Raw genomic sequence first — 22,044 nt, 5'->3', positions numbered from 1 at the left:
CGCTCGGTAGAGCCCGGTCGGGGTGACTGTTCCCACTGTCAGTCAGAGGAGTGCCCCTTGTTCCCTGGAGTATTCGCGAAGTCCACACCGGACAAGCCCGCGATCATCCGTGCCGCCACCGGAGAGCAGTTGACCTACCGGCAATTGGACGAGAACTCGACTCGGCTCGCCAACCATCTGGACACCATCGGCCTACGTCCAGGGGACACCATCGCCATGATCTCGCAGAACGACCTGCACATGTTCGAGGTCTACTGGGCTGCGCTTCGAAGCGGACTCTATGTCACCGCTATCAACCACCACCTCACTGCCGCGGAGACCGCCTACATCCTCACGGACTGCAACGCGCAGGCGGTCTTCGCCGACGCCTCGGTCGCCGACGCGGTTGCCGAGGCCGAGGCGATCCCGGCCCTGAGCGCTTCGGGTCGGCGAATCGCCTGGGGCGGAAAGATACCCGGATTCGACTCATACGACACCATCCTCGCCGGGGCGTCCGCCACGCCGCGTGCCGACCAACCTCGGGGCACCGACATGCTCTACTCGTCAGGTACCACCGGCCGGCCCAAGGGCATCAAGACCCCCTTGCCGCAAGGTCAGGTCGACGAGATCCCGGATGCCTACACGGCGATCTTCGCACCGATGTACGGATTCGACGCCGACACGGTGTACCTCTCCCCTGCTCCGCTGTATCACGCTGCGCCACTGCGGTATTGCGGCGTCACGAATTCGGTCGGCGGGACGGTCGTCTTTCTGGACCGGTTCGAGCCCGAGACCGCGCTGGGAGCCATCGAACAATTCCACGTCACCCACAGTCAGTGGGTACCGACGATGTTCATCAGGATGCTCAAGCTCCCCGACGACGTCCGGGCGAAGTACGACGTCAGCAGCATGCGAATCGCGGTCCATGCGGCGGCGCCGTGCCCGGTCGAGGTCAAACGAGCCATGATCGACTGGTGGGGCCCGGTGATCCACGAGTACTACGCATCCACCGAGGCGGCGGGCGCCACCTTCATCGGCCCGCAGGAGGCCCTGGACCATCCCGGGTCCGTGGGCAAGCCTCTGCTCGGCGTCGTCCACATCTGCGACGAGGACGGCACCGAGATGCCGACCGGAGAGGTCGGCACGGTGTACTTCGAGCGTGACGATGTCGCGTTCGAATATCACAACGACCCCGACAAGACCCGCAAGGCACAGCACCCGGAGCATCGGAACTGGTCGACGACAGGCGATGTGGGCTACGTCGACGACGAGGGCTACCTCTACCTGACAGACCGCAAGGCCTTCATGATCATCTCCGGCGGAGTGAACATCTACCCGCAGGAGGCGGAGAACGTCCTGGTCGGGCACCCCGCGATCTACGACGTGGCGGTGATCGGAGTCCCCGACGACGACCTCGGTGAGGTGGCGAAGGCCTGCGTCCAACTCGACCCGGCCTTTGCTCCGTCGCCCGAACTGGCCGCCGAGCTCATCGACTTCACCAAAGAGGCGCTCGCATCGTACAAGGCCCCGCGGACCGTCGACTTCGTCGATGACCTTCCCCGGACGCCGACCGGGAAGCTCGTGAAAGGAGAACTGCGCAAGCGGTATTGGCCGAAGACGGTGAGCTGACCCGGTCCGAGGTCGCACGCAGACGGGCGCGCTCGTAACCGGTCTGGCAGGTAACGAGCGTGCCCACTCTCCGCTGGTCGAGTAGCCGCGAATCCCTCCGCCTGCCGAGTAGCCGCTTGCCAGCCGCTCCTGTCGGTGGGTCCGGATACGCTGTTATCAGTTGATGGTGATGCGGGTTGTCGTTTCCTATGACGGGCAGATGTTGTTGGTGTCCTGTCGGTTTCGATCTGCGAAGGCCCCCGCTGTCGTGTTCTCGTGCACTGATCCCGATGCCGCCGATACGGCGATCGCGTCGGCATCCTCGACCGCCGTCGGCGCTGCCGCACGCGAACATCTGCGTGCGAGCCGCCAACACGAAGCCCGCGCACTACTGAGCGCCTTTCAGCTCGGCCAATCGGTGCATGACGACATGGTGGTGTCGTTGAGCACCACGCAACAGATGACGGTGCGGGGCGCCGCCGACAAAGCCGCCGTCGGCGAGATCTCCCTGCAGCTGGGATTCTCCCGAACCAAAGCCGGCACCTGGTTCAACCTCGGCGACGCCCTGCAACGACTACCCAAGATCCGGATGGCCTATCTGGCCGGCGACTTCAGCACCCACCGCATGTCGAGGATGGTGTATGCGGTTCAGGCCGCACCGGAGGGAGTGGTCATCGACCCGGTACCCGAGTCGCCGGCCGACCACTCGGATACGCCCGACACCGCCACCCCCGACGCCGATCTCGAGCCCACCTGGGATTTCGAGGATGTGGCGTTGGAGTTGGGGGCGCGACCCACCACGGACACGGTGTTGCGGGATCAGTTGGCCGAGGCGGTGATCAGCCTCGATCCCGAAGCCGCCGCCCAGGCTCGTGAAGGGTTTGGCGAGGCGTGGCAGAACCTGACTGTGAAGGCTGATTCGTCGGGGCACATGAACGTCGATGCGTGTGTACCTGCCGAGGACGGAGTGCACCTCTCACAGCGGATCGCCGCGTTGATCGCCGCCCGCCTGTGCCGCCGCGATCGGCGTCGGCTCGGGCAGCAGCGAGTGATGGCCTTCGCCGAGATCACCGGCGTACCCGGTAAAACCCTGACCTGCCGGTGCGGACGCGACGACTGCCCGAACACCCCCACACCTGACCCGGACCTGCCAGATCCGGTCGATCCGAGCGGGTATGGCACCGAAGGTGTTTCGACGGACGCCGACGTGCCCGAGGCCGAATCAGGCAGCGAACCACCGCCGAACCCGCCCACCTGGACACTCGTGTCCGATCCCACCAGCATCGCCGTACCCCGACTACGCGGCTACGGCGCCATCGACCCCGCACTGGCGGCAACCCTCGCCGAGAACTCCACGCTGATCGCCGTTCCCGAGGAGGCGCACCGCCGACCGTCGGGGCTGATCGTCGTCGGCGACCGCGGCCCCGCACCACCGGTCGACCCCACCGGGCACGGCGGCCATCAGCATCCACCACCGGGGCCCTGTCTTACGCACCCTCGCCACGGTTACGAAGTCAGATCCTGTTGTGGGATCTGACATGTCGATACCCGTACTGCACCAGGCCATCTCACGACTGTCAGCTCGACCATCTCGTGAAGTTCAACCATGCCGACCCACAGGCCGGCGGCTGGACCGTGGCATTCAATCTCGCGCCGCTGTGCACACCCGACCACCACCGCAAACACCTCGGACCATGGCTCCCCACCATCCACACCGACCGCACCATCACCTGGCACAACCCGACCACCGGAGAGGAGATCATCACCTACCCGCGATGACCTGGGCCCGGGCGGTCAGGCGAGTTCGATGAGTTCCTGATACTCGTCGGACCAGTGATCCTCGGTGCCGTCCGGCAGCAGGATCACGCGCTGCGGATCGAGGGCGGCAGCAGCTCCCGGGTCGTGGGTCACGAGGACCACGGCGCCGGTGTAGCTGCGCAGCGCGTCAAGGACCTGCTCACGCGAGATCGGGTCAAGGTTGTTGGTCGGCTCGTCGAGCAGCAGGACATTTGCCGCCGACGACACCAGGCCCGCCAGCGTCAGGCGGGTCTTCTCGCCGCCCGACAATGTGCCCGCAGGCTGGTCCAATTGAGCTCCGCTGAACATGAATGCGCCCAGCAGACCGCGCAGATCCTGCTCCCCCGCGTCAGGCGCGGCGTGGCGGATGTTCTCCCACACCGTGGCCATGTCGTCGAGAGTGTCGTGTTCCTGAGCGAAATAGCCGATCTTCAGGCCGTAGCCGGGATCGAGTGAACCGAGATCGGGTGACTCGACGCCTGCGAGAAGCTTCAGCAACGTGGTCTTGCCTGCGCCGTTGAGTCCGAGCACGACGACGCGACTGCCCTTGTCGATCGCCAGGTCGACTCCGGTGAAGATCTCGAGAGAGCCGTACATCTTGGTGAGGCCGCTCGCCATCAGAGGCGTCTTGCCGCAGGTCGCAGGCTCAGGGAAGCGGATTCGAGCGGTCCGATCGGCCACCCGCTCCTCGTCAAGAGCGTCGATCATCCGGTCCGCACGCTTCAGCATGTTCTGCGCGGCGGTGGCCTTGGTCGCCTTTGCGCCCAGTTTGGCTGCCTGCGCCCGCAGTGCACCCGCCTTCTTCTCGGCGTTGGCGCGTTCGCGCTTGCGTCGCTGCTCGTCGGTGGCGCGGGCGTCGAGGTAGCGCTGCCAGCCCATGTTGTAGATGTCGGCCTCGCCGCGGACGGCATCGAGGAACCACACCCGGTTCACCACGTCGGCCAGCAATTCCACGTCGTGGCTGATCACCACGAGACCGCCCTCATGGTTCTGCAGGAATCCGCGCAACCAGGTGATGGAGTCGGCGTCGAGGTGGTTCGTCGGTTCATCGAGCAGGAGCGTTGTGTCGGACTTGCCGGCACCGTCGGAGGCCGCAAAGAGGATGCGCGCCAGCTCGATTCGACGTCGCTGCCCGCCGGACAAGGTCCGCAGGGCCTGGCCGAGGACCCGATCGGGCAAACCGAGGCTGTGACAGATGCGCGCGGCTTCCGATTCGGCCACGTAGCCGCCGAGTGCGGAGAACCGCTCTTCGAGTTGGCCGTACTTGGCGACCGCCCGGTCACGGACCCGGTCGTCGGCTGCCTCGGCCATCAACGCCTGCTGCTTCTCCATCTGATGGAGGATCGCGTCGAGGCCGCGTGCGGACAGCACCCGATCCTTGGCGAGGACGTCCAGATCGCCTTCTTTGGGGTCCTGCGGCAGATAACCGAGTTCGCCGCTGCGCATCACCGTGCCGGCATATGGTTCGGTCTCGCCGGAGAGGATTCGCAGGGTTGTGGTCTTGCCCGCGCCGTTCCGGCCGACGAGGCCGATCCGGTCGCCGGGCTGAATACGCAGTGCAGGACCGGGCGCCGACAACAAGGTCCGAGCGCCCGCTCGGACTTCGAGGTCGGTTGCGGTGATCACGGCGGTCAAGTCTACCTGCGCAGGACCATCTGTTTTTCCGCCCGACCGCTCCACCGTCACCCGAGGCGACCATTACGGTGAGGATCGTGAGCGAACCCACACCGACACACATGTCCTCTGACCTGACCGGCAAGTCCGCACTGGTGACCGGGGCGAGCCGTGGAATCGGCCTCGCCATCGCCACCGAACTGGCGCGACGTGGCGCAGCGGTGGTCATCACCGGCCGCAAGCCCGAGCCGCTGGAGGAGGCGGCCGACCAGATCCGCACCGCGGTGTCCGGCGCGAAGGTCACCGCGACGCCCGGCAACACCGGTGACGAAACTCACCGCGCCGAAGCGGTGGCCGCGGCGGTCGCGCAGGGCGGCATCGACATCTTGGTCAACAACACCGGGATCAATCCGATCTTCGGCCCCCTGATGGACGCCGACCTGGCCGCGTTCCGGAAGATCTTCGACACCAACGTGGTCGCGGCCCTCGGCTTCATCCAGGAGGCATTTCGGGCCGGGATGCGCGACAACGGCGGCGCGGTGGTGAACATCTCGTCGGTCGCGGGTATCCGCTCGACCGGTGTGATCGCCGCATACGGGGCATCCAAGGCCGCATTGATTCGGCTGACCTCGGAACTCGCCTGGGAACTCGGGTCGAACAACATCCGGGTCAACGCCATCGCGCCGGCGATCGTGAAGACCCGGTTCGCGACCGATCTGATCGCGGGTGAGAACGAGGCGCGCGCGCTCAAGGGCTACCCCCTCGGCCGGCTCGGCGAGCCAGAGGACATCGCCCGCGCGGCCGCTTTCCTGGCCTCCGACGAGGCGGCGTGGATCACCGGCGAGACGCTCAACGTGGACGGCGGCATGTTGTCCACCGGATCGATGTGACGCGGTTCTTGTGACTGTGACACAGACGCTTCTTGTGACACAGACGCACGTGTGATGACGGCCGCGATGACCGATGTCGTGGTGGTCGGCGCGGGACCAGCAGGTCGCGCGCTGACTCACCGTCTGCTGCAACGCGGCGTCGAGGTCACGCTCGTCGATCCCCACCCGAGCAGGCCATGGCGGCCGACCTACGCGTGCTGGGCCGACGAGATTCCCGCATGGATCCCCCGCGATGCCGTGTCCGCCCAGACTGATTCGGTGGAGATCCGGGCGCCCGACGCCGTCCGCATCGAGCGTGGTTATGCCGTCTTCGACAACCCGGGCCTGCGTCGGGCCCTGGACGTCGACGGTGCGCGGATCGTCACCGGGACGGCACAAGCGGTGGCGGATGACCATGTGATCACCGGGTCGGGGACGATCCGAACCGGACGGGTCGTCGATGCCCGGGGCACGACCGGCCGCGGACCGCGCCAGACGGCGTGGGGGGTGGTGGTGTCACACGAGCGGGCACGATCGATCCTTCGCGATGCCGATGCCGTCCTGATGGACTGGAACCCCGTCACACCGGACGACGGACTCGGCATCGCGTCGTTCCTCTATGCCGTACCCCTCGATGACGAGCGGTTCCTTCTGGAGGAGACCTGCCTCGCGGGAGACCCGCCGCTGTCGATGGGGCAGCTGCGCTCCCGACTCGAGCGGCGACTGGGCCGCACGGTCGTCGCGGCGGCGTTGGAGACGGAATCGGTGTCCTTCGCCCTGCACGGCACACCGACCCCGTGGCAGACCCGGCCGCAGCCGTTCGGCTCTCGTGGCGGTCTGTTGCACCCCGCCACGGGCTACAGCATCGGCGCCTCGCTGAGGGCCGCCGACGTGGTCGCGGATGCCGTGGCCGCCGATCGGGACCCACAGACTGCCCTGTGGCCGATACAGGCCCGCGCGGTCTACCGCCTCAGGTCCGCCGGCCTGCGCGCTGTGCTGGGGCTCGAGGCGGAGCAGACTCGTCGCTTCTTCGCGACGTTCGCACGGCTGTCCGTCGAGCGTCAGCGTGCTTATCTGACGGGTCGTGATGACCTGACCGGAACGCTGTCGGCAATGGCAGTGATGTTCGCGCACGCCGACCCCGCGACACGACGCTCACTCGTGCGCGCAGTGGCGGGCCGCCGACCGGTCAGCGACGCTGCTCGCGGGTGACGGGCGCGAACGCGTCCGCCTCATCCTCGACGGTGTCGCGGCTGGTGACCGGATACTCGTCGGAATCGTCCTCTGCCCCATCGGGTTCGACCTCGATGGACTGTTCGATCAAGTCGGCGTCATCGGCCGACGGGATCGCATCATTGACGGTCATCGCGCACCTCTTTCGAAACTCGCGTTGGTCCGTGCATCTCCAGCCTAACAACGTCTCCGGCGCTGTCGAACCGCCTCGCATCTGGCCTATCCGGCCCGCAGAGCTCGCCATTGCCGCACGAGCTCGGCGACGTCGACGGTGTGGGCGGTGATCAGCGTGGGCAGCCCGGCACGTGATCCCAGGTGGGCCTCGCGTACCCGCCGGTTGAAGTCCGTGAGGATCTCGCGCACCGCGTTCTCGTCGGCGATTTCGCGCAGCGACTCGGGGAAGCCCTGGGCTTCCTTACGGAGCTGCAACGGCATCGGCAGCAGCGCCGACGAATCGAGATTCTCGTCGCGGATCTTGCGCTTGACCCACCAATCCGGGTCGTCGGCGTCACTCAGGTCGAGAGGCCTGCCCATGCCGGGCAGGTTGTCGAACTCCCCGCGCTCGGTGGCCTCGCGGATCATCTTCTCCACCCGCGACTCGTATCGAGGCGGCTGCCATCGGCGGACGCGCCGGAACCCGCCCTCGGTCGAGGACCGCTCGTCGTCGGTCGCCGGCATCAGACGCGAGACGCCCGATCTAGACCGTGAAGCCCAGGGCCCGCAGCTGCTCGCGCCCGTCGTCGGTGATCTTGTCCGGTCCCCACGGCGGGATCCAGACCCAGTTGATCTCCATGTCGGTGCACAGCCCGCTGTTCACCAGCGCCGCCCGCGACTGATCCTCGATCACATCGGTGAGCGGACAGGCCGCCGAGGTGAGGGTCATGTCGATCTTGGCAACCGCCTCCTCGGTGACCTCGATGCCGTACACGAGACCCAGATCCACGACGTTGATACCGAGTTCGGGATCGACGACGTCGCGCATCGCCTCCTCGACGTCCTCGAGCTGAGGCAGCGACGTCGTCGGCGCCTCCGGTGCTGTGGTTGTTTCGTCACTCATACCGACTCCACTTCTGAAGGTTCATCTCTGTCGACTGTCTGGGCCAACGCGTCCTTGAAGGCCATCCATCCCAGCAGAGCACACTTGACGCGGGCCGGGTACTTGCTGACGCCGGAGAAGGCGACGCCGTCACCGATCACATCCTCGTCGCCCTCGTCCGCGCCGCGCGAGGTCATCATCGCGTTGAAGGAGTCCAGGGTGGTGATGGCCTCGTCGATCGGCTGCCCGACGAGCTGATCGTGGAGTACCGAGGTCGACGCCTGCGAGATCGAACAGCCCTGTCCGTCATAGGAGATGTCCTCGACGGTCGACCCGTCCGCGGAGAGCGCGACTCGCAGGGTCACCTCGTCGCCGCACGTCGGGTTCACATGGTGCACCTCGGCACCGAACGGCTCGCGCAGTCCACGGCCGTGCGGGTGCTTGTAGTGGTCCAGGATCACCTCCTGGTACATCTGTTCCATCCGCATCGCTAGCGGTCCCCCTTCGCGCTCGCCCCGATCACTCCGAAGAAGTTCTGCGCCTTGACGATCGCATCGGCGAGCGCGTCGACCTCGGGCAAGGTGTTGTACGCGGCAAACGAGGCGCGCGCCGTGGCGGCCACCCCGAAGCGCTTGTGCAGGGGCCACGCGCAGTGGTGGCCGACGCGGATCGCGACACCCTCGTCGTCGAGGATCTGACCGAGGTCGTGCGCGTGCAGGCCGTCGACGAGGAACGAGACGGCACCGCCCCGCTGCTCGGCAATGGTCGGACCGACGATCCGCAGACCATCGATCGCCGCCAAGCGTTCGAGTGCGTACGCGGTGAGTCGATGCTCGTGTGCCGCAACGGCATCCATACCGATCGCGGTCAGATAGTCGACAGCTGCGCCGAGCCCGACGACCTGCGACGTCATCGGCACGCCTGCCTCGAATCGCTGTGGCGACGGGGCATACGTGGACACCTCCATCGAGACGGTCTCGATCATCGACCCACCGGTGATGAAGGGCGGCAATGCATCCAGCAGACCCGCCCGTCCGTAGAGCACACCGACGCCGGACGGACCGAACATCTTGTGCCCGGAGAACGCGGCGAAGTCGACGCCGAGCGCGGCGAAATCCACGGCCATGTGCGGCACCGACTGGCAGGCGTCGAGAACCACGACGGCGCCCACCTCGCGGGCACGGCGGACCATCTCGGTCACATCGGCCACCGCGCCGGTGACGTTGGACTGGTGGGTGAAGGAGACAACCTTGACCGTCTCGTCGAGCGTCAGCGACTCGAGGTCGATCCGGCCCTCGTCGGTGACGCCGAACCACTTCAGCGTCGCACCGGTCCGGCGGCAGAGTTCCTGCCATGGGACCAGATTCGCGTGGTGTTCGAGTTCGGTGATCACCACGGTGTCCCCGGGACCGAGTGGACGACCGCCCAGCACCGCGGCCGACCGGTCGTCGCCGAGCGTGTAGGTCACCAGATTGAGCGCCTCGGTCGCGTTCTTGGTGAACACGATCGTCTCGGGCGTCGCGCCGACGAAGTCGGCGATGGTCGCCCGCGCGCCCTCATAGGCGTCGGTCGCCTCTTCGGCGAGCTGGTGCGCACCCCGGTGCACGGCCGCGTTGTGTGTCGTCAGGAACTTACGCTCGGCGTCGAGTACCTGCACCGGCCGCTGGGACGTGGCACCCGAATCCAGGTAGACCAACGGCTTGTCGTCGCGAACCGTGCGCGACAGGATCGGGAAGTCCGCGCGCAGTCGTCCGACATCCAATGTCGGCGCGACGGTTTCGGGAGAGAGCGTCATGACGGTACCTCCTTCACCGAGTGGGTTCAGCCGGCAGCGGCCGCCGACGTGAAGCGGACGTAACCGTTCTCTTCGAGTTCGTCGGCGAGCTCCGGTCCGGCGGACTCGACGATGCGTCCGTTCACGAACACATGGACGAAGTCCGGCTGGATGTAGCGCAGGATGCGCGTGTAGTGCGTGATCAGCAGGACGCCGCCGTCCTCGCGGTCCTTGTACTGGTTCACACCCTCACTGACGACGCGGAGTGCGTCGACGTCGAGGCCCGAGTCGGTCTCGTCGAGGATGGCGATCCGGGGCTTGAGCAGGCCGAGCTGCAGGATCTCGTGACGCTTCTTCTCACCGCCGGAGAACCCTTCGTTGACGCTGCGCTCTCCGAAGGACGGATCGATCTCGAGCGCCGTCATCGCCTCCTTGGTCTCCTTGACCCAGTGACGAAGCTTGGGCGCCTCACCACGCACCGAGGTCGCGGCGGTCCGCAGGAAGTTCGACATCGACACCCCCGGCACCTCGACCGGGTACTGCATCGCGAGGAACAGCCCTGCGCGGGCGCGCTCGTCGACGCTCATCTCGAGGACGTTCTCGCCGTCGAGGGTGATGGAGCCCTGGGTCACCTGATACTTCGGGTGGCCGGCGATCGCGTACGACAGGGTGGACTTGCCAGAGCCGTTGGGGCCCATGATGGCGTGCGTCTCACCCGACGACACGGCCAGGTTCACACCCTTGAGGATGTGGATCGGTTCGGCGTCGGCGTCGCTCTGCGCGACGTCGACGTGCAGGTCACGGATTTCCAGTGTGGTCACGGTGGTTGTGTTCCTTGATGCTCGTGGGTGTGGCTGTGCTCGTGGACCGGCTCAGGCGCCGGCGATCTGGAGCTCGTATTCGATGGCGGCCTCGAGCCGCTCTCGGATGTCGGGCACGGAGATCTTGGCGATGATCTCGCGGAAGAACCCACGGATCACCAGACGACGGGCCTGATCCTCCGGGATGCCTCGGGCCTGCAGGTAGAACAGCTGTTCGTCGTCGAATCGACCGGTTGCGCTGGCATGTCCGGCGCCGACGATCTCGCCGGTCTCGATCTCCAGGTTCGGCACCGAGTCGGCGCGAGCGTTGTCGGTCAGGACCAGGTTGCGGTTGAGCTCGAACGTGTCGGTCCCCTCGGCCGCCGGACGGATCAGCACGTCGCCGATCCAGACCGTGTGGGCCTCCCGGGTGCGGTCACCACTGAGGTCGCCCTGCAGGGCACCCTTGTAGACCACGTTCGACCGGCAGTTCGGCTGACTGTGATCGACCAGGAGGCGCTGCTCGAGGTGCTGGCCGGCATCGGCGAAGTAGAGCCCCCACAACTCGACGTCTCCGCCGGGCGCGTCGAAATGGACCACCGGAGAGAGCCGAACGAGGTTGCCGCCGAGGCTGATCGCGAAGTGCCGCACCACCGCGTCGCGTCCGACCCGGACATGATGGGCTGCCACATGCACCATGTCGTCTGCCCAGTCGTGCACGTTCACCACGGTCAGCGCCGCGCTGTCGCCGACCACGAACTCGATGTTCTCGGCGTAGGTACCGCCGCCCTTCTGGTCGAGCACGACCACGGCGCGGGCGAAGGCCTCGAGGCGGATCTGCAGGTGGCCGAAGCCGACCTCGCCCTCTCCCGGACCGGTCACCTCGACGACGACCGGCTCGGACAGCTCGACCTCACGGCCGACAGTCACCACCGTGGCGTCGGTGAACGACGAGAACGCCTGGGCCGACACCCGGTCGAACGGGATGCCGCCCTCGCCGAGACGCTTGTCGTCACGGCCGACGGTCTCCACCGTCACGCCCTCGCCGGTTCCGGAGATCTCGAACACCGGATCGGCGGTGCGCTGGGCCTTGCCATCGTGCAGTCCGCGCAGCCGGCGGAACGGGGTGAACCGCCACACCTCTTCGCGGGGACTGGGCACCTCGAAGGCCTCGACGTCGAAGGAGGTGAACATCTCCCCCTTGTTGACTGGGGCGGCTTCGCCGCGGTTGACAGGCGCCACCGGAGTCGACGACACGGGCAATGTGGGATCTGCCATCAGCCGACGGCTCCTTCCATCTGCAGTTCGATGAGGCGGTTGAGTTCGAGCGCGTACTCCATCGGGAGTTCCTTGGCGATCGGCTCGACGAATCCGCGCACCACCATGGCCATCGCCTCGTCCTCGGTCAGACCGCGACTCATCAAGTAGAAGAGCTGATCGTCGCTGACCTTCGACACCGTGGCCTCGTGCCCCATCGTCACGTCGTCCTCACGGATGTCGACATACGGATAGGTGTCACTACGGGAGATCGTATCGACCAGCAGGGCATCACATTTCACCGTCGACCGGCTGCCGTGTGCACCGTTGTTGATCTTGATCAGGCCGCGATAGGAGGCGCGGCCGCCGCCGCGGGCCACCGACTTGGACACGATGTTGCTCGACGTGTTCGGTGCGAGATGCACCATCTTGGAGCCGGTGTCCTGATGCTGTCCCTCGCCGGCGAACGCCACCGAGAGCACCTCGCCCTTGGCGTGCTCACCGGTCAGCCAGACGGCCGGGTACTTCATCGTGACCTTGGAACCGATGTTGCCGTCGATCCACTCCATGGTGGCGCCGGCCTCGGCCTTGGCACGCTTGGTGACCAGGTTGTAGACGTTGTTCGACCAGTTCTGGATGGTCGTGTACCGGCAGCGGCCACCCTTCTTGACGATGATCTCGACGACCGCGGAGTGCAACGAGTCGGTCTTGTAGATCGGCGCGGTACATCCCTCGACGTAGTGCACGTATGCACCCTCGTCGACGATGATCAGGGTCCGCTCGAACTGGCCCATGTTCTCGGTGTTGATGCGGAAGTAGGCCTGCAGCGGGATGTCGACGTGGACACCCGGCGGCACGTAGATGAACGAACCACCCGACCACACGGCGGTGTTGAGGGCGGAGAACTTGTTGTCGCCTGCGGGGATCACCGATCCGAAGTACTCCTGGAAGATCTCCGGGTGCTCTTTGAGCGCGGTGTCGGTGTCGAGGAAGATGACACCCTGCTCCTCGAGGTCTTCACGGATCTGGTGATAGACCACCTCGGACTCGTACTGTGCCGCGACACCGGAGACCAGACGCTGCTTCTCGGCCTCGGGGATGCCGAGCTTGTCGTAGGTGTTCTTGATGTCCGCGGGCAGATCGTCCCACGTCGCCGCCTGCTTCTCGGTGGAGCGGACGAAGTACTTGATGTTGTCGAAGTCGATCCCGTCGAGGTCGGCACCCCAGTGCGGCATCGGCTTGCGGTCGAAGATACGCAGAGCCTTGAGGCGCTGCTCGAGCATCCACTCCGGCTCGCTCTTCTTCGCCGAGATGTCGGCGACGATCGCGTCGGACAAACCGCGCTGTGCGCTCGCACCGGCGACGTCGGAATCCGCCCAGCCGTACCCATAGTTGCCCAGCGACGCGATGGTCTGCTCCTGGGTGAGGGGCGAGGGCTTGGCGGGTGTGGCGGTGTCGGTCGCGGTTGGTTCGGTGACTGTCATCGCGAAGCCTTTCGACTCGTCTTCATCGGGTGAGCGGATGCGGGCTGCGCATCGCTCGCTGTCGTCTGGATGGTGGTGTCGGACGGGACCGTGGCCCCTTCCGGCGGGGGGTGGAGCGGAACATGGGTGGTACAGACACAATCGCCGTTCGCGATCGTCGCCAGCCGCTGCACGTGAGTACCGAGCAGTTCGGTGAAGACCGCGGTCTCTGCCTCGCACAGCTCCGGGAACTCCGTGGCCACATGGGCAACCGGACAATGATGCTGGCAGATCTGCATCCCGGTACCGACCTCGCGGGTGTTGGCCGCGAAGCCCGCGCTGGTCAGCGCGTCGGCGATGTCGTTCACCGTGGTGGCGACAGATCCGGACTCATCGGCGGGCACCACGTTCGCGGTTATCTCCTCGACCCGGTCGCGGGCGAACGCCTCGACCGCGGACTCGCCGCCCACTGTTCGCAGTCTGCGCATCGCCGCGCCCGCGAGGTCATCGTAGGCGTGACGCAACTTGCCCCGGCCGGTCGCGGTGAGTTGAAACCATTTGGCGGGACGACCGCGACCACGGCGCCCGAACCCCGAGGACGAGATCTCCACGTCGCCGGCCTCGGCGAGTGCATCGAGGTGACGTCGGACACCCGCGGCACTGATGCCGAGGCGATCGGCGATCTCACTCGCGGTCAGCGGTCCGTCCTCGACCAGCAGAGAGATCACGGCAGCACGTGTCTGCCCGTCGTGATGACCGGCGTTCGCAGCCCCGTCCGAGAGGCCGGCCGGCGCGCCCTTGGGCAGCGCTGTATCGCTCCTCATGGTTTTCACAACACAAGTGTGTCGTAATTGCTTCCCGCATGCCAGCAAGGCTGCCCTTACCGAGCCGGACAGGTCGGGCACGTGTGGCGAGTCCGCGCAGCGCGGACGGGGCACTAGAGTCGTCGGCGTGCCAGAAACCACAGTGCCGCGGAGTCGGGGCCGCGCGCTGCCGCAATGGGCTCGCTCGCCGCACCAGGCCCTGCGCCGGAGCGCCGACTACCTCGGGCTGAGTCGGAACCGATCCCGTACCGACACCGCGCAGGTCGACGACACGATCGACCGTCGAGGCGATTATGGCAAAGCCGTCGCGCGCCTGCACGACGACGAGCGTGAGGTCGGCCCCCTCAACGCGGCCGAGAACAAGCGCCTCCTGCGGATCAAGCTGTTCGGGGCGACCGGCGCGGTCCTCCTGCTGATCGGGTCACTGGGTACGGGGCAGGTCCCGGTGCTGCAGAACCCGGTGGCCGGGATGCGCGTGCTGTCGCTCCCGTCGCGGATGTGGAGTACGGCCCTCACGCTCTCGATCGGCGGCACCATCATGCTGGTCGTCGCCTGGCTGCTGATCGGCCGGTTTGCCGTCGGCCGGTTCAGCGTGGAGGTGCGCCGGGGCCGCAGCCCGGAGCGCCGAATGACGCGTCAGCAGGCCGACCGCACCCTCATGCTCTGGATCGCGCCGATCATCGTCGCGCCGCCTCTGCTGTCCAAGGACATCTACTCGTATCTCGCGCAGAGCGCGATCGCGTTCCGGGGCATGGACCCCTACGTGGTCAGTCCGGTCCGCGGACTCGGCGTGGATCACGTGCTGACCCGGTCGGTACCCAATCTGTGGCGCGACACACCGGCCCCCTACGGCCCGCTTTTCCTCTGGATCGGCAAGGGCATCACTGCCGTGACCGGCGACAACATCACCGCGGCGATCTTCCTGCATCGACTGGTGGCACTGGTCGGCATCGGGCTGATCGTGTGGGCACTGCCGCGGTTGGCCCGGCGCTGCGGGGTGTCTTCGGTGGCCGCGCTCTGGCTCGGCGCGATGAACCCGTTGCTGATCCTGCACCTGGTGGGCGGCATCCACAACGAGGCCCTGATGCTCGGCATGATGCTGGTCGGCCTGGAATTGTCCTTCCGCGCGATCTACGGCGCGGACCGACTACGCAGGTCCTCGTCGTGGTGGCCCAGCACCGCCGGCTGGACACTGATCGCCGGTGCCGCGGTCATCTCGGCGTCGGCGATGGTCAAGGTGACGTCGCTGCTGGCACTCGGTTTCGTCGGGATCGCGCTCGCCCAGCGGTGGGGTGCCATCCTGCCCGCACTCCGCAACGCACCCGTCGCCCAATGGTGGGAACGATCACGCCGGAGCATCGCGGCGCTCGGCACCTCGGCGGCGTTCTACGCGGCCATTCTGGCCGTCGTCATGGTCGGGATCTCGGTCGGTACCGGGCTCGGCTTCGGATGGACGAGCACCGGGTCCACCGGCGCCGTGGTGCGGTCCTGGATGTCCATGCCGACGTTGTTGTCGGTGACCACGGGCCGTCTCGGGCTGGCGCTCGGCCTCGGAGACCAGACCCAGGCGATCCTCGAGGTCGGCCGTCCGCTCGGCGAGCTCGTGGCCGCTGTCTTCATCGTGCGCTGGATGCTCGCCTGCCTCGGCGGCCGACTGCATCCGCTCGGTGCGCTCGGTGTGTCAATGGCCACAGTCGTCGTCTTCTTCCCCTTCGTCCAGGCCTGGTATCTGCTGTGGGCGGTGATCCCGCTCGCCGCCTGGGCGACCCGCCCGTGGTTCCGCCTGACCACCATCGCGGTCTCCGCGATCATCGCAATCGTGGTGATGCCGACGAGCTCGAACACCAGCGGAGTCGTACTCGCCCAAGGGCTCCTGGCCGGCGTGATCATGGTCGCGGTGATGACCGCGCTGTTCTTCGAGGACCTGCCGGTGCACCGATGGTGGCGAGGTCGTCGGGGACGTGAACCGGTCCGTGAGGACGCCGACGCGGGCTGACGACGGACCGAGCGCGGCGAATCCGCATTTTTGGGACGACGACGCCGAACGAATAGTCTGGCCCATGTGCGCGGCACGACGATCCGACAGCGGTACCCCGGTGATGATCGACGACCTGATCATCGACGCGACGATGGCCGCACGGTGAATGCGGACCGCTCCGGGGCCCCGGCCCTCTGTGCCACGGGCGTGGTGAAGCGATACGGCGACCGGACCGCTGTCGACGGGCTGGACCTCGAACTCGAAACGGGCACGATCCTCGCGCTGCTCGGCCCGAACGGCGCGGGCAAGACGACGACTGTCGAGATGTGCGAGGGGTTCCTCGCGCCCGACGCGGGACGGGTCGAGGTCCTCGGCCTCGATCCGGTCACCGACAACGACGCCCTGCGCCGCCGGATCGGCGTGATGTTGCAGGGCGGCGGCGCCTATCCGGGCGCCCGCGCGGAAGAGATGCTCAGGCTCTGCGCGGCCTACAGTGCCGACCCGATCGACCCGGCCTGGTTGCTCGACGCGATGGGGCTGACCGACTGTGCCCGCACATCGTTCCGCCGACTGTCCGGCGGACAGCAGCAGCGCCTCTCGCTGGCCTGCGCGATCGTCGGCAGGCCCGATCTGGTGTTCCTCGACGAACCCACCGCAGGACTCGACGCGCACGCGCGGATCATGGTGTGGGAGTTGATCGATCGACTCCGCGACGACGGTGTGTCGGTACTGCTGACCACTCACCTCATGGATGAGGCCGAAGAACTCGCCGACCAGGTGGTCATCATCGACAACGGTCGCGTCGTCGCGTCCGGCACACCGAAGGACCTCACGCGCCGGGGCGCCGAGAACGAGCTCCGGTTCTCCGCTCCCCGCGGGCTCGACATGACGATGCTCGGGCTCGCGCTGCCCGAGGAGTACCGGTGTTCCGAGACCACCCCCGGCGCCTACCTCGTGCGCGGGCCCGTGACCCCACAGATACTCGCCAGCGTCACCGCGTGGTGCGCGCAGATCGACGTGTTGGCGACCGACCTCCGGGTCGAGACGCGCAGCCTCTCGGACGTCTTCCTCGACCTCACCGGACGGGCACTGCGATCATGACCACGACGACCAATCGGTTCGCCGCCGGGACGTTCGCCCCGCGTCCGCGCCCCGCGTCGCTGCCCGCGATCCTCACCGCGCAGTCGCGGATGGAGCTGACGCTGCTGCTGCGCAACGGCGAACAGCTCCTGCTCACCATGTTCATCCCGATCACCCTGCTGATCGGTCTGTGCCTCCTCCCGGTCGACACCGGTCTCGGTTCGACGCCCGCAGAACGTGCCGCCACCTTCGTGCCGGCCATCATGACGGTCGCGGTGATGTCCACCGCATTCACCGGACAGGCCATCGCACTCGGCTTCGACCGCCGCTACGGCGCACTGAAACGTCTTGGCGCCACACCGATCCCGCGGTGGGGCATCATCGCCGGAAAGTCGATCGCGGTGGTGATCGTGGTGGCCTTGCAGGCCCTGATCATCGGCGGCATCGGTCTGGCGTTCGGCTGGCGCCCCTCCCTACTCGGACTGGTACTCGGCGTCGTGGTCATCGCGGTCGGCACCGCCACGTTCTCCGCACTCGGCCTGCTCCTCGGCGGGACGTTGAAGGCCGAGGTCGTACTCGCGCTGGCCAACCTGCTCTGGTTCGCGATGGTCGGCATCGGCAGTCTGGTCGTGATGGGCGACCGAGTGCCGGCCGCCGCACACTGGATAGCCCGGTGTGTTCCGTCGGGAGCACTCACCGAGGCTCTCGACCAGGCGACCCGGGGCTCGGTGGATTTCTTCGGTATAGGTGTGTTGCTGGCATGGGCGGTCGGCGCCGCCGTGCTCGCGGTGAGGTGGTTCCGGTTCCAATGACAGTCCCCAAGACATCAGTTCCCGAGACGACCGGGGCGGCCGGTGCGTCAGCGGTCGCGGCCGATGAGCAGCCGCCGAAGACCGGCGCAGGTCGTTTCGCGCGGTTGCCCGGATTCGGCCGTCCGACCGCCCGTTTCGTCTACTGGTGGGCCGTCGCCCTCCTGGTCGCCAACGTCGGCATCGTCGCCACCGGGGGCGCGGTCCGCCTGACCGGCTCCGGACTCGGGTGCCCGACCTGGCCTCGGTGCACCGACGACTCGTTCGTGCCGCATGAGGCCCTCGGTGTGCACGGCGTCATAGAGTTCGGCAACCGCATGCTGACCTGGGTCCTGACGATCGTCGCGATCGCGACGTGGGTGGCGGTGTTGCGCTACGCCCGTTCCGGCCGGCGCGACAAATGGTTGGTGACCCTGCTCGCCCTCGGCATCCCGTTCCAGGGAGTGATCGGCGGGATCACCGTGCTGACCAAGCTCAACCCGTGGGTCGTCTCACTGCATTTCGTGCTCTCGATGGTCCTCGTGTCGGGCGCGACCGTGCTCGTGTACCGACTGCGCCCTGACGCTCCGCCGCCCCCGCCGGTCGGTCCCGGAACCCGGTTGGGTCGCAGTCTCGCCGTGCTGCAGTATCTGGTGACCTGGGCGACCGTCTACCTGGGAACCGTCGTCACCGGCTCCGGTCCGCATGCAGGCGACACCGAGGCGCGACGTAACGGCCTCGCCCCCGATCACGCCACCCAGTTGCACGCCGACGCGGTCTTCGTGCTGATCGGGCTCGCCGTCGCGGTCGCGGTCTTCACCCGGGCGCTCCGACTCCCCGAGCAGCGGACGGCCTACACATTCCTCGGTCTGATCGCCGTCCAGGGCATTCTGGGGGTGGTCCAGTACAACACCGGGCTGCCGATCGCCCTGGTGATCGCGCACATGACCGTCAGCGCCATGCTGCTGATCGTGGCGACCTGGATGATCCTGCAGTTCGGCACACGCACGGTAACCGACGAGGACGCCACGTCGACGACCACCGGCGTCTAGCGCAGGCGGGCGACCGCCACGGCCGCGACCAACGACGCCCGCGACCACAGAGTCCCGCCGTAGGGACCGGATCCTTGCGAGACCGGCCCGAGCGCTCAGAGAATCGCGCGGTTGCGAGCCTTCGGGAAGCGGCGCTGACGGGCCACCCAGCCCGCCATCTTCCGATAGTGCGACGGCGACACGGTGGCGGCCGACGTCAGGTCGCGGTCCCACTCCGCGGTCTCGAGTCCGTCGACGGCCGCGACGACCGCCTCCGCAGTCGCGACGTCGTCGACCACCCGATCACCGAGAATCCCGCCCTGCTCCCCCACGAGGGTGATCCGGACGCCCGCAGCACCGATCGGCTGCAACACGGCCTTCGCGGACCCGCCTTCACGGCCGATGAATCCCTTGATCGAGGCGACCACATTCTGCGGCGCCTCGACGGGCGTGGTCGTCACATCAGCGGTGTCGGATTCAGGCTGCTCGCTCATGGTTCCCGAGCATACCGGGGGCCGATCGGCTCGCTCGCTGCGGTAGAACTGAGCCATGCGCGCAATTCAGGTGGTTCGCCATGGTGGCCCGGAGGTTCTCGAGTTCGGCACCGTCGACGACCCGACCCCGGCACCCGACGAGATCCTGGTCCGTACCGCGGCGACCGGGGTCAACTTCATCGACACGTACTTGAGGCGTGGTCTCTATCCGTCGGTACCCCCGTACATCCCGGGTACCGAAGGCGCAGGCGAAGTGGTATCGGTCGGTTCCGACGTGGACTCCTTCGCCGTCGGACAACGCGTCTGCTGGGTCGATGCGCCCGCGAGCTATGCCGAACTCGTCGCCGTCCGGGCGGTCCGCGCGATCCCGGTGCCCGACCAGGTTCCCGACGACGTCGCGGGTTCGGCCATGTTGCGAGGGCTGACCGCCCACTATCTCCTGGACGGCAGCGCACACCCGCGATCGGGCGACGCCGTACTGATCCACGCGGGTGCCGGCGGCGTCGGACTCATCCTCACGCAACTCGCCAAGCTCCGCGGACTCCGGGTGATCACCACGGTGTCCGATGACGAGAAGGCCGCACTCTCGACCGGCGCCGGCGCCGATCACGTCCTGCGCTACAGCGACGGCCTCGCGGAGGAGGTGCGCTCGCTCACGGACGGAAACGGCGTCCGAGTGGTCTACGACGGCGTCGGCGCAGACACCTTCGAACAGTCCCTGGCGTCCACCGCCGTGCGCGGCATCGTCGTCCTGTTCGGCGCGGCATCGGGGCCGGTGCCACCGTTCGACCTGCAGCGTCTCAACGGGGCCGGTTCCCTGTCGGTGACGCGGCCGACACTTGCGCACTTCGTCGCCGATCCGGAAGAACTGCGCTGGCGGGCGGGCGAGTTCCTGGGCGCGGTCGCCGACGGCGACATCGACGTCCGGGTGGGCCAGCACTACCGCCTCGCCGACGCCGCCGACGCGCACACCGATCTGGAATCCCGCGCGACGACCGGCGCGACCGTCCTCATCCCGTCCTGATCTCGAGCTGGCCCCGACCACCGACAGCAACCGATTTCTCGCCGAGGGAACCCATCGACCTGGTTCTTTCACCGAGATTTGTGTTGCTGTCGGCGCGAAGCCAGTTGCTGTCGGCGCGAAAACGGTTGCCGTCGGCGCGAAGCCGGTTGCCCTCGGCGCGTGAGCCAGGGGTCAGAAGTAGCTGGTGATCAGCGGCAGATTGACCACGGCATCGATGGCCAGGCCACAGAACAGGATCGCCAGGTATTCGTTCGACTGCAGGAAGACCTTCAGCGGCGCCACCTCGGCGCCTGCGCGGGTCTCGCGGTACAGGCGCTGCACGCGGCTGGTGAACCAGGCACCGGCGAGAACGGCGACGCCCGCGTAGATCCAGCTGGTCCCGAGGATGAGCACCAGGGACGAGAGCACGGTCGCCCAGGTGTACCAGAGCATCTGGCGGGTCACCCGCTCCTCGGTGGCGATCACCGGCAGCATCGGCACTCCGGCTGCCCGGTAGTCCTCCTTGTAGCGCATCGCCAGGGCCCACGTGTGTGGTGGCGTCCAGAAGAAGATCACCAGGAACAGCACGATCGGCTGCCAGCTGATGCTCCCGGTCACCGCGGCCCAGCCGACCAGGGTCGGCATGCATCCGGCTGCGCCGCCCCACACCACGTTCTGCCAGGTGCGGCGCTTGAGGATCAGCGTGTAGACGCCCACATAGAACGCGATGGTCGCGGTCACCAGGAGGGCGCTCAGGAGGTTGGCCGCCCACCACAGGACGGCAAAGGACCCGATCCACAGGGCGATGCCGAAGATCAGCGCATTACGCGTGGAGACGGCGTGACGTGCCAGCGGTCTGCGTGCCGTGCGCTTCATCTTCTGATCGATGTCGGCGTCGGCGACCATGTTGAGTGTGTTGGCGCTGCCCGCCCCGAGCCAGCCGCCGAGCAGGGTGAAAGCGATCAACGCGATGTCGACGTGGCCGCGATCTGCCTGGAGCATCACCGGGATGGTGGCCACCAGCAGCAGTTCGATCACACGCGGTTTGGTCAGTGCGACGTACGCGAGGAGGGCCGCCTTGGCCCGGGAGAGAATCGACTCGTCGGAGCGCTCCGACGACGGGTTCTGCGCGGTGGAGGCCCCCTGGCTACCGCGGGATGCGGTGGACAGATCTCCGCTCACGCGCTCCCCAATCCTCACGGCCTCTCCTCGTCTGCCCCGAGGTGTTGCTCCACGACCAGGGCTACTACAGAGCATGGTAGACGGTGGTATCGACGATCGAATAATCGAGTCCGTCGGGGCCGGACGACCTCGACGGGAAGCCCCGGTCGAGGGTTTCGCGTCACTCGCCGGAGCACGCGAAGGTTCAGCAGATTAGTCTGGAGCGGTAGCTGCCGAACTCTCGGGCGGCCCGCA

The 22,044-nt window shown here is 67.2% G+C and carries 22 protein-coding genes; 10 read left to right on the top strand and 12 right to left on the bottom strand.

Annotated elements, in window-relative coordinates; translation table 11 throughout:
• The first annotated feature begins 57 nt into the window (after positions 1–57).
• The 3 genes from OVA31_RS22630 (at position 58) to OVA31_RS22620 (ending at position 3,366) form a co-directional block, all read left to right on the top strand.
• Positions 58–1,608, top strand: coding sequence for an acyl-CoA synthetase (locus tag OVA31_RS22630; RefSeq protein WP_267628772.1), 1,551 nt, complete (start codon positions 58–60; stop codon positions 1,606–1,608).
• Positions 1,609–1,855: 247 nt separating this feature from the next.
• The gene (locus OVA31_RS22625) at positions 1,856–3,124 is read left to right on the top strand and encodes an HNH endonuclease (protein WP_267628771.1); all 1,269 of its coding nucleotides are present in this window, start codon (positions 1,856–1,858) and stop codon (positions 3,122–3,124) included.
• A gap of 56 nt (positions 3,125–3,180) precedes the next feature.
• Positions 3,181–3,366, top strand: coding sequence for a hypothetical protein (locus tag OVA31_RS22620; protein ID WP_267628770.1), 186 nt, complete (start codon positions 3,181–3,183; stop codon positions 3,364–3,366).
• Positions 3,367–3,381: 15 nt separating this feature from the next.
• On the opposite strand, the gene OVA31_RS22615 is transcribed toward OVA31_RS22620, so the two are convergent.
• On the bottom strand, positions 3,382–5,010 hold the full coding sequence (locus OVA31_RS22615) for an ABC-F family ATP-binding cassette domain-containing protein (protein WP_267628769.1): 1,629 nt from the start codon (positions 5,008–5,010) through the stop codon (positions 3,382–3,384).
• Positions 5,011–5,120: 110 nt separating this feature from the next.
• Between OVA31_RS22615 and OVA31_RS22610 the strand changes: the two genes are divergently transcribed.
• Positions 5,121–5,888 carry an SDR family oxidoreductase gene (locus OVA31_RS22610; RefSeq protein ID WP_267631663.1) on the top strand — a complete coding sequence of 256 codons (768 nt, stop codon included), beginning with the start codon at positions 5,121–5,123 and terminating at the stop codon, positions 5,886–5,888.
• Positions 5,889–5,954: 66 nt separating this feature from the next.
• Entirely contained in the window at positions 5,955–7,079 is a 1,125-nt protein-coding gene (locus tag OVA31_RS22605) for a lycopene cyclase family protein (protein ID WP_267628768.1), read from the top strand.
• On the opposite strand, the gene OVA31_RS22600 is transcribed toward OVA31_RS22605, so the two are convergent.
• The 9 genes from OVA31_RS22600 to OVA31_RS22560 form a co-directional block, all read right to left on the bottom strand.
• Positions 7,057–7,233 carry a hypothetical protein gene (locus OVA31_RS22600; RefSeq protein WP_267628767.1) on the bottom strand — a complete coding sequence of 59 codons (177 nt, stop codon included), beginning with the start codon at positions 7,231–7,233 and terminating at the stop codon, positions 7,057–7,059. The two genes, OVA31_RS22605 and OVA31_RS22600, sit on opposite strands and share 23 nt — an antisense overlap.
• A gap of 86 nt (positions 7,234–7,319) precedes the next feature.
• Positions 7,320–7,778: a DUF1992 domain-containing protein gene (locus OVA31_RS22595; RefSeq protein WP_267628766.1), complete on the bottom strand. Its 459-nt coding sequence runs from the start codon at positions 7,776–7,778 to the stop codon at positions 7,320–7,322.
• 19 nt (positions 7,779–7,797) lie between these two features.
• The gene (locus tag OVA31_RS22590) at positions 7,798–8,157 is read right to left on the bottom strand and encodes a metal-sulfur cluster assembly factor (protein ID WP_164307889.1); all 360 of its coding nucleotides are present in this window, start codon (positions 8,155–8,157) and stop codon (positions 7,798–7,800) included.
• Complete coding sequence (gene sufU, locus OVA31_RS22585) at positions 8,154–8,624, bottom strand: Fe-S cluster assembly sulfur transfer protein SufU (RefSeq protein WP_267628765.1); 471 nt, start codon at positions 8,622–8,624, stop codon at positions 8,154–8,156. Before sufU ends, OVA31_RS22590 begins: the two co-directional genes overlap by 4 nt.
• A gap of 2 nt (positions 8,625–8,626) precedes the next feature.
• Complete coding sequence (locus tag OVA31_RS22580) at positions 8,627–9,931, bottom strand: cysteine desulfurase (RefSeq protein ID WP_267628764.1); 1,305 nt, start codon at positions 9,929–9,931, stop codon at positions 8,627–8,629.
• 26 nt (positions 9,932–9,957) lie between these two features.
• Positions 9,958–10,731 carry a Fe-S cluster assembly ATPase SufC gene (gene sufC / locus OVA31_RS22575; RefSeq protein ID WP_267628763.1) on the bottom strand — a complete coding sequence of 258 codons (774 nt, stop codon included), beginning with the start codon at positions 10,729–10,731 and terminating at the stop codon, positions 9,958–9,960.
• A 51-nt stretch (positions 10,732–10,782) separates the two neighbouring features.
• Positions 10,783–11,988, bottom strand: a complete 1,206-nt coding sequence (gene sufD, locus OVA31_RS22570) for a Fe-S cluster assembly protein SufD (protein WP_267628762.1) — start codon at positions 11,986–11,988, stop codon at positions 10,783–10,785.
• The gene (gene sufB / locus OVA31_RS22565; RefSeq protein WP_267628761.1) at positions 11,988–13,451 is read right to left on the bottom strand and encodes a Fe-S cluster assembly protein SufB; all 1,464 of its coding nucleotides are present in this window, start codon (positions 13,449–13,451) and stop codon (positions 11,988–11,990) included. Before sufB ends, sufD begins: the two co-directional genes overlap by 1 nt.
• Entirely contained in the window at positions 13,448–14,254 is an 807-nt protein-coding gene (locus OVA31_RS22560; protein ID WP_267628760.1) for a helix-turn-helix transcriptional regulator, read from the bottom strand. The genes sufB and OVA31_RS22560 overlap by 4 nt, the downstream gene beginning before the upstream one ends.
• 166 nt (positions 14,255–14,420) lie before the next feature.
• On the opposite strand from OVA31_RS22560, the gene mptB reads away from it, so the two are divergent.
• From mptB to OVA31_RS22540, 4 genes are all read left to right on the top strand, one after another.
• Positions 14,421–16,250, top strand: coding sequence for a polyprenol phosphomannose-dependent alpha 1,6 mannosyltransferase MptB (gene mptB / locus OVA31_RS22555; protein ID WP_420714227.1), 1,830 nt, complete (start codon positions 14,421–14,423; stop codon positions 16,248–16,250).
• Positions 16,251–16,394: 144 nt separating this feature from the next.
• Entirely contained in the window at positions 16,395–17,333 is a 939-nt protein-coding gene (locus OVA31_RS22550) for an ABC transporter ATP-binding protein (RefSeq protein WP_267631661.1), read from the top strand.
• Positions 17,330–18,124 (top strand): ABC transporter permease, encoded by a 795-nt coding sequence (locus tag OVA31_RS22545; RefSeq protein ID WP_267628758.1) that lies wholly within the window; start codon positions 17,330–17,332, stop codon positions 18,122–18,124. Before OVA31_RS22550 ends, OVA31_RS22545 begins: the two co-directional genes overlap by 4 nt.
• Positions 18,121–19,152, top strand: a complete 1,032-nt coding sequence (locus OVA31_RS22540) for a COX15/CtaA family protein (protein WP_267628757.1) — start codon at positions 18,121–18,123, stop codon at positions 19,150–19,152. Before OVA31_RS22545 ends, OVA31_RS22540 begins: the two co-directional genes overlap by 4 nt.
• 95 nt (positions 19,153–19,247) lie before the next feature.
• Here the strand turns inward: OVA31_RS22540 and OVA31_RS22535 are convergent, their stop codons facing one another.
• Positions 19,248–19,625, bottom strand: a complete 378-nt coding sequence (locus OVA31_RS22535; protein WP_267628756.1) for a hypothetical protein — start codon at positions 19,623–19,625, stop codon at positions 19,248–19,250.
• Positions 19,626–19,680: 55 nt separating this feature from the next.
• On the opposite strand from OVA31_RS22535, the gene OVA31_RS22530 reads away from it, so the two are divergent.
• Positions 19,681–20,649 carry a quinone oxidoreductase family protein gene (locus OVA31_RS22530; protein ID WP_267628754.1) on the top strand — a complete coding sequence of 323 codons (969 nt, stop codon included), beginning with the start codon at positions 19,681–19,683 and terminating at the stop codon, positions 20,647–20,649.
• 171 nt (positions 20,650–20,820) lie between these two features.
• Here the strand turns inward: OVA31_RS22530 and OVA31_RS22525 are convergent, their stop codons facing one another.
• Positions 20,821–21,828 (bottom strand): heme o synthase, encoded by a 1,008-nt coding sequence (locus OVA31_RS22525; protein WP_267628753.1) that lies wholly within the window; start codon positions 21,826–21,828, stop codon positions 20,821–20,823.
• Positions 21,829–22,044: the final 216 nt, after the last annotated feature.

It is taken from the genome of Gordonia sp. SL306 (assembly GCF_026625785.1).
In the GTDB taxonomy this organism is placed as follows: domain Bacteria; phylum Actinomycetota; class Actinomycetes; order Mycobacteriales; family Mycobacteriaceae; genus Gordonia.
Note: the sequence above shows the minus strand (reverse complement) of the source record. Positions and strands in the feature narration are given on the sequence as shown.

Bases quoted from the DNA above. Each gene is read 5' to 3' on its own strand.
- OVA31_RS22530 (WP_267628754.1), top strand. From the start codon at position 19,681: ATGCGCGCAATTCAGGTGGTTCGCCATGGTGGCCCGGAGGTTCTCGAG.
- sufD (WP_267628762.1), bottom strand. From the start codon at position 11,988: ATGGCAGATCCCACATTGCCCGTGTCGTCGACTCCGGTGGCGCCTGTC.
- OVA31_RS22535 (WP_267628756.1), bottom strand. From the start codon at position 19,625: ATGAGCGAGCAGCCTGAATCCGACACCGCTGATGTGACGACCACGCCC.
- OVA31_RS22545 (WP_267628758.1), top strand. From the start codon at position 17,330: ATGACCACGACGACCAATCGGTTCGCCGCCGGGACGTTCGCCCCGCGT.
- OVA31_RS22580 (WP_267628764.1), bottom strand. From the start codon at position 9,931: ATGACGCTCTCTCCCGAAACCGTCGCGCCGACATTGGATGTCGGACGA.
- OVA31_RS22600 (WP_267628767.1), bottom strand. From the start codon at position 7,233: ATGACCGTCAATGATGCGATCCCGTCGGCCGATGACGCCGACTTGATC.
- OVA31_RS22540 (WP_267628757.1), top strand. From the start codon at position 18,121: ATGACAGTCCCCAAGACATCAGTTCCCGAGACGACCGGGGCGGCCGGT.
- sufU (WP_267628765.1), bottom strand. From the start codon at position 8,624: ATGCGGATGGAACAGATGTACCAGGAGGTGATCCTGGACCACTACAAG.
- sufB (WP_267628761.1), bottom strand. From the start codon at position 13,451: ATGACAGTCACCGAACCAACCGCGACCGACACCGCCACACCCGCCAAG.
- OVA31_RS22610 (WP_267631663.1), top strand. From the start codon at position 5,121: ATGTCCTCTGACCTGACCGGCAAGTCCGCACTGGTGACCGGGGCGAGC.
- OVA31_RS22590 (WP_164307889.1), bottom strand. From the start codon at position 8,157: ATGAGTGACGAAACAACCACAGCACCGGAGGCGCCGACGACGTCGCTG.
- OVA31_RS22595 (WP_267628766.1), bottom strand. From the start codon at position 7,778: ATGCCGGCGACCGACGACGAGCGGTCCTCGACCGAGGGCGGGTTCCGG.
- OVA31_RS22605 (WP_267628768.1), top strand. From the start codon at position 5,955: ATGACCGATGTCGTGGTGGTCGGCGCGGGACCAGCAGGTCGCGCGCTG.
- OVA31_RS22560 (WP_267628760.1), bottom strand. From the start codon at position 14,254: ATGAGGAGCGATACAGCGCTGCCCAAGGGCGCGCCGGCCGGCCTCTCG.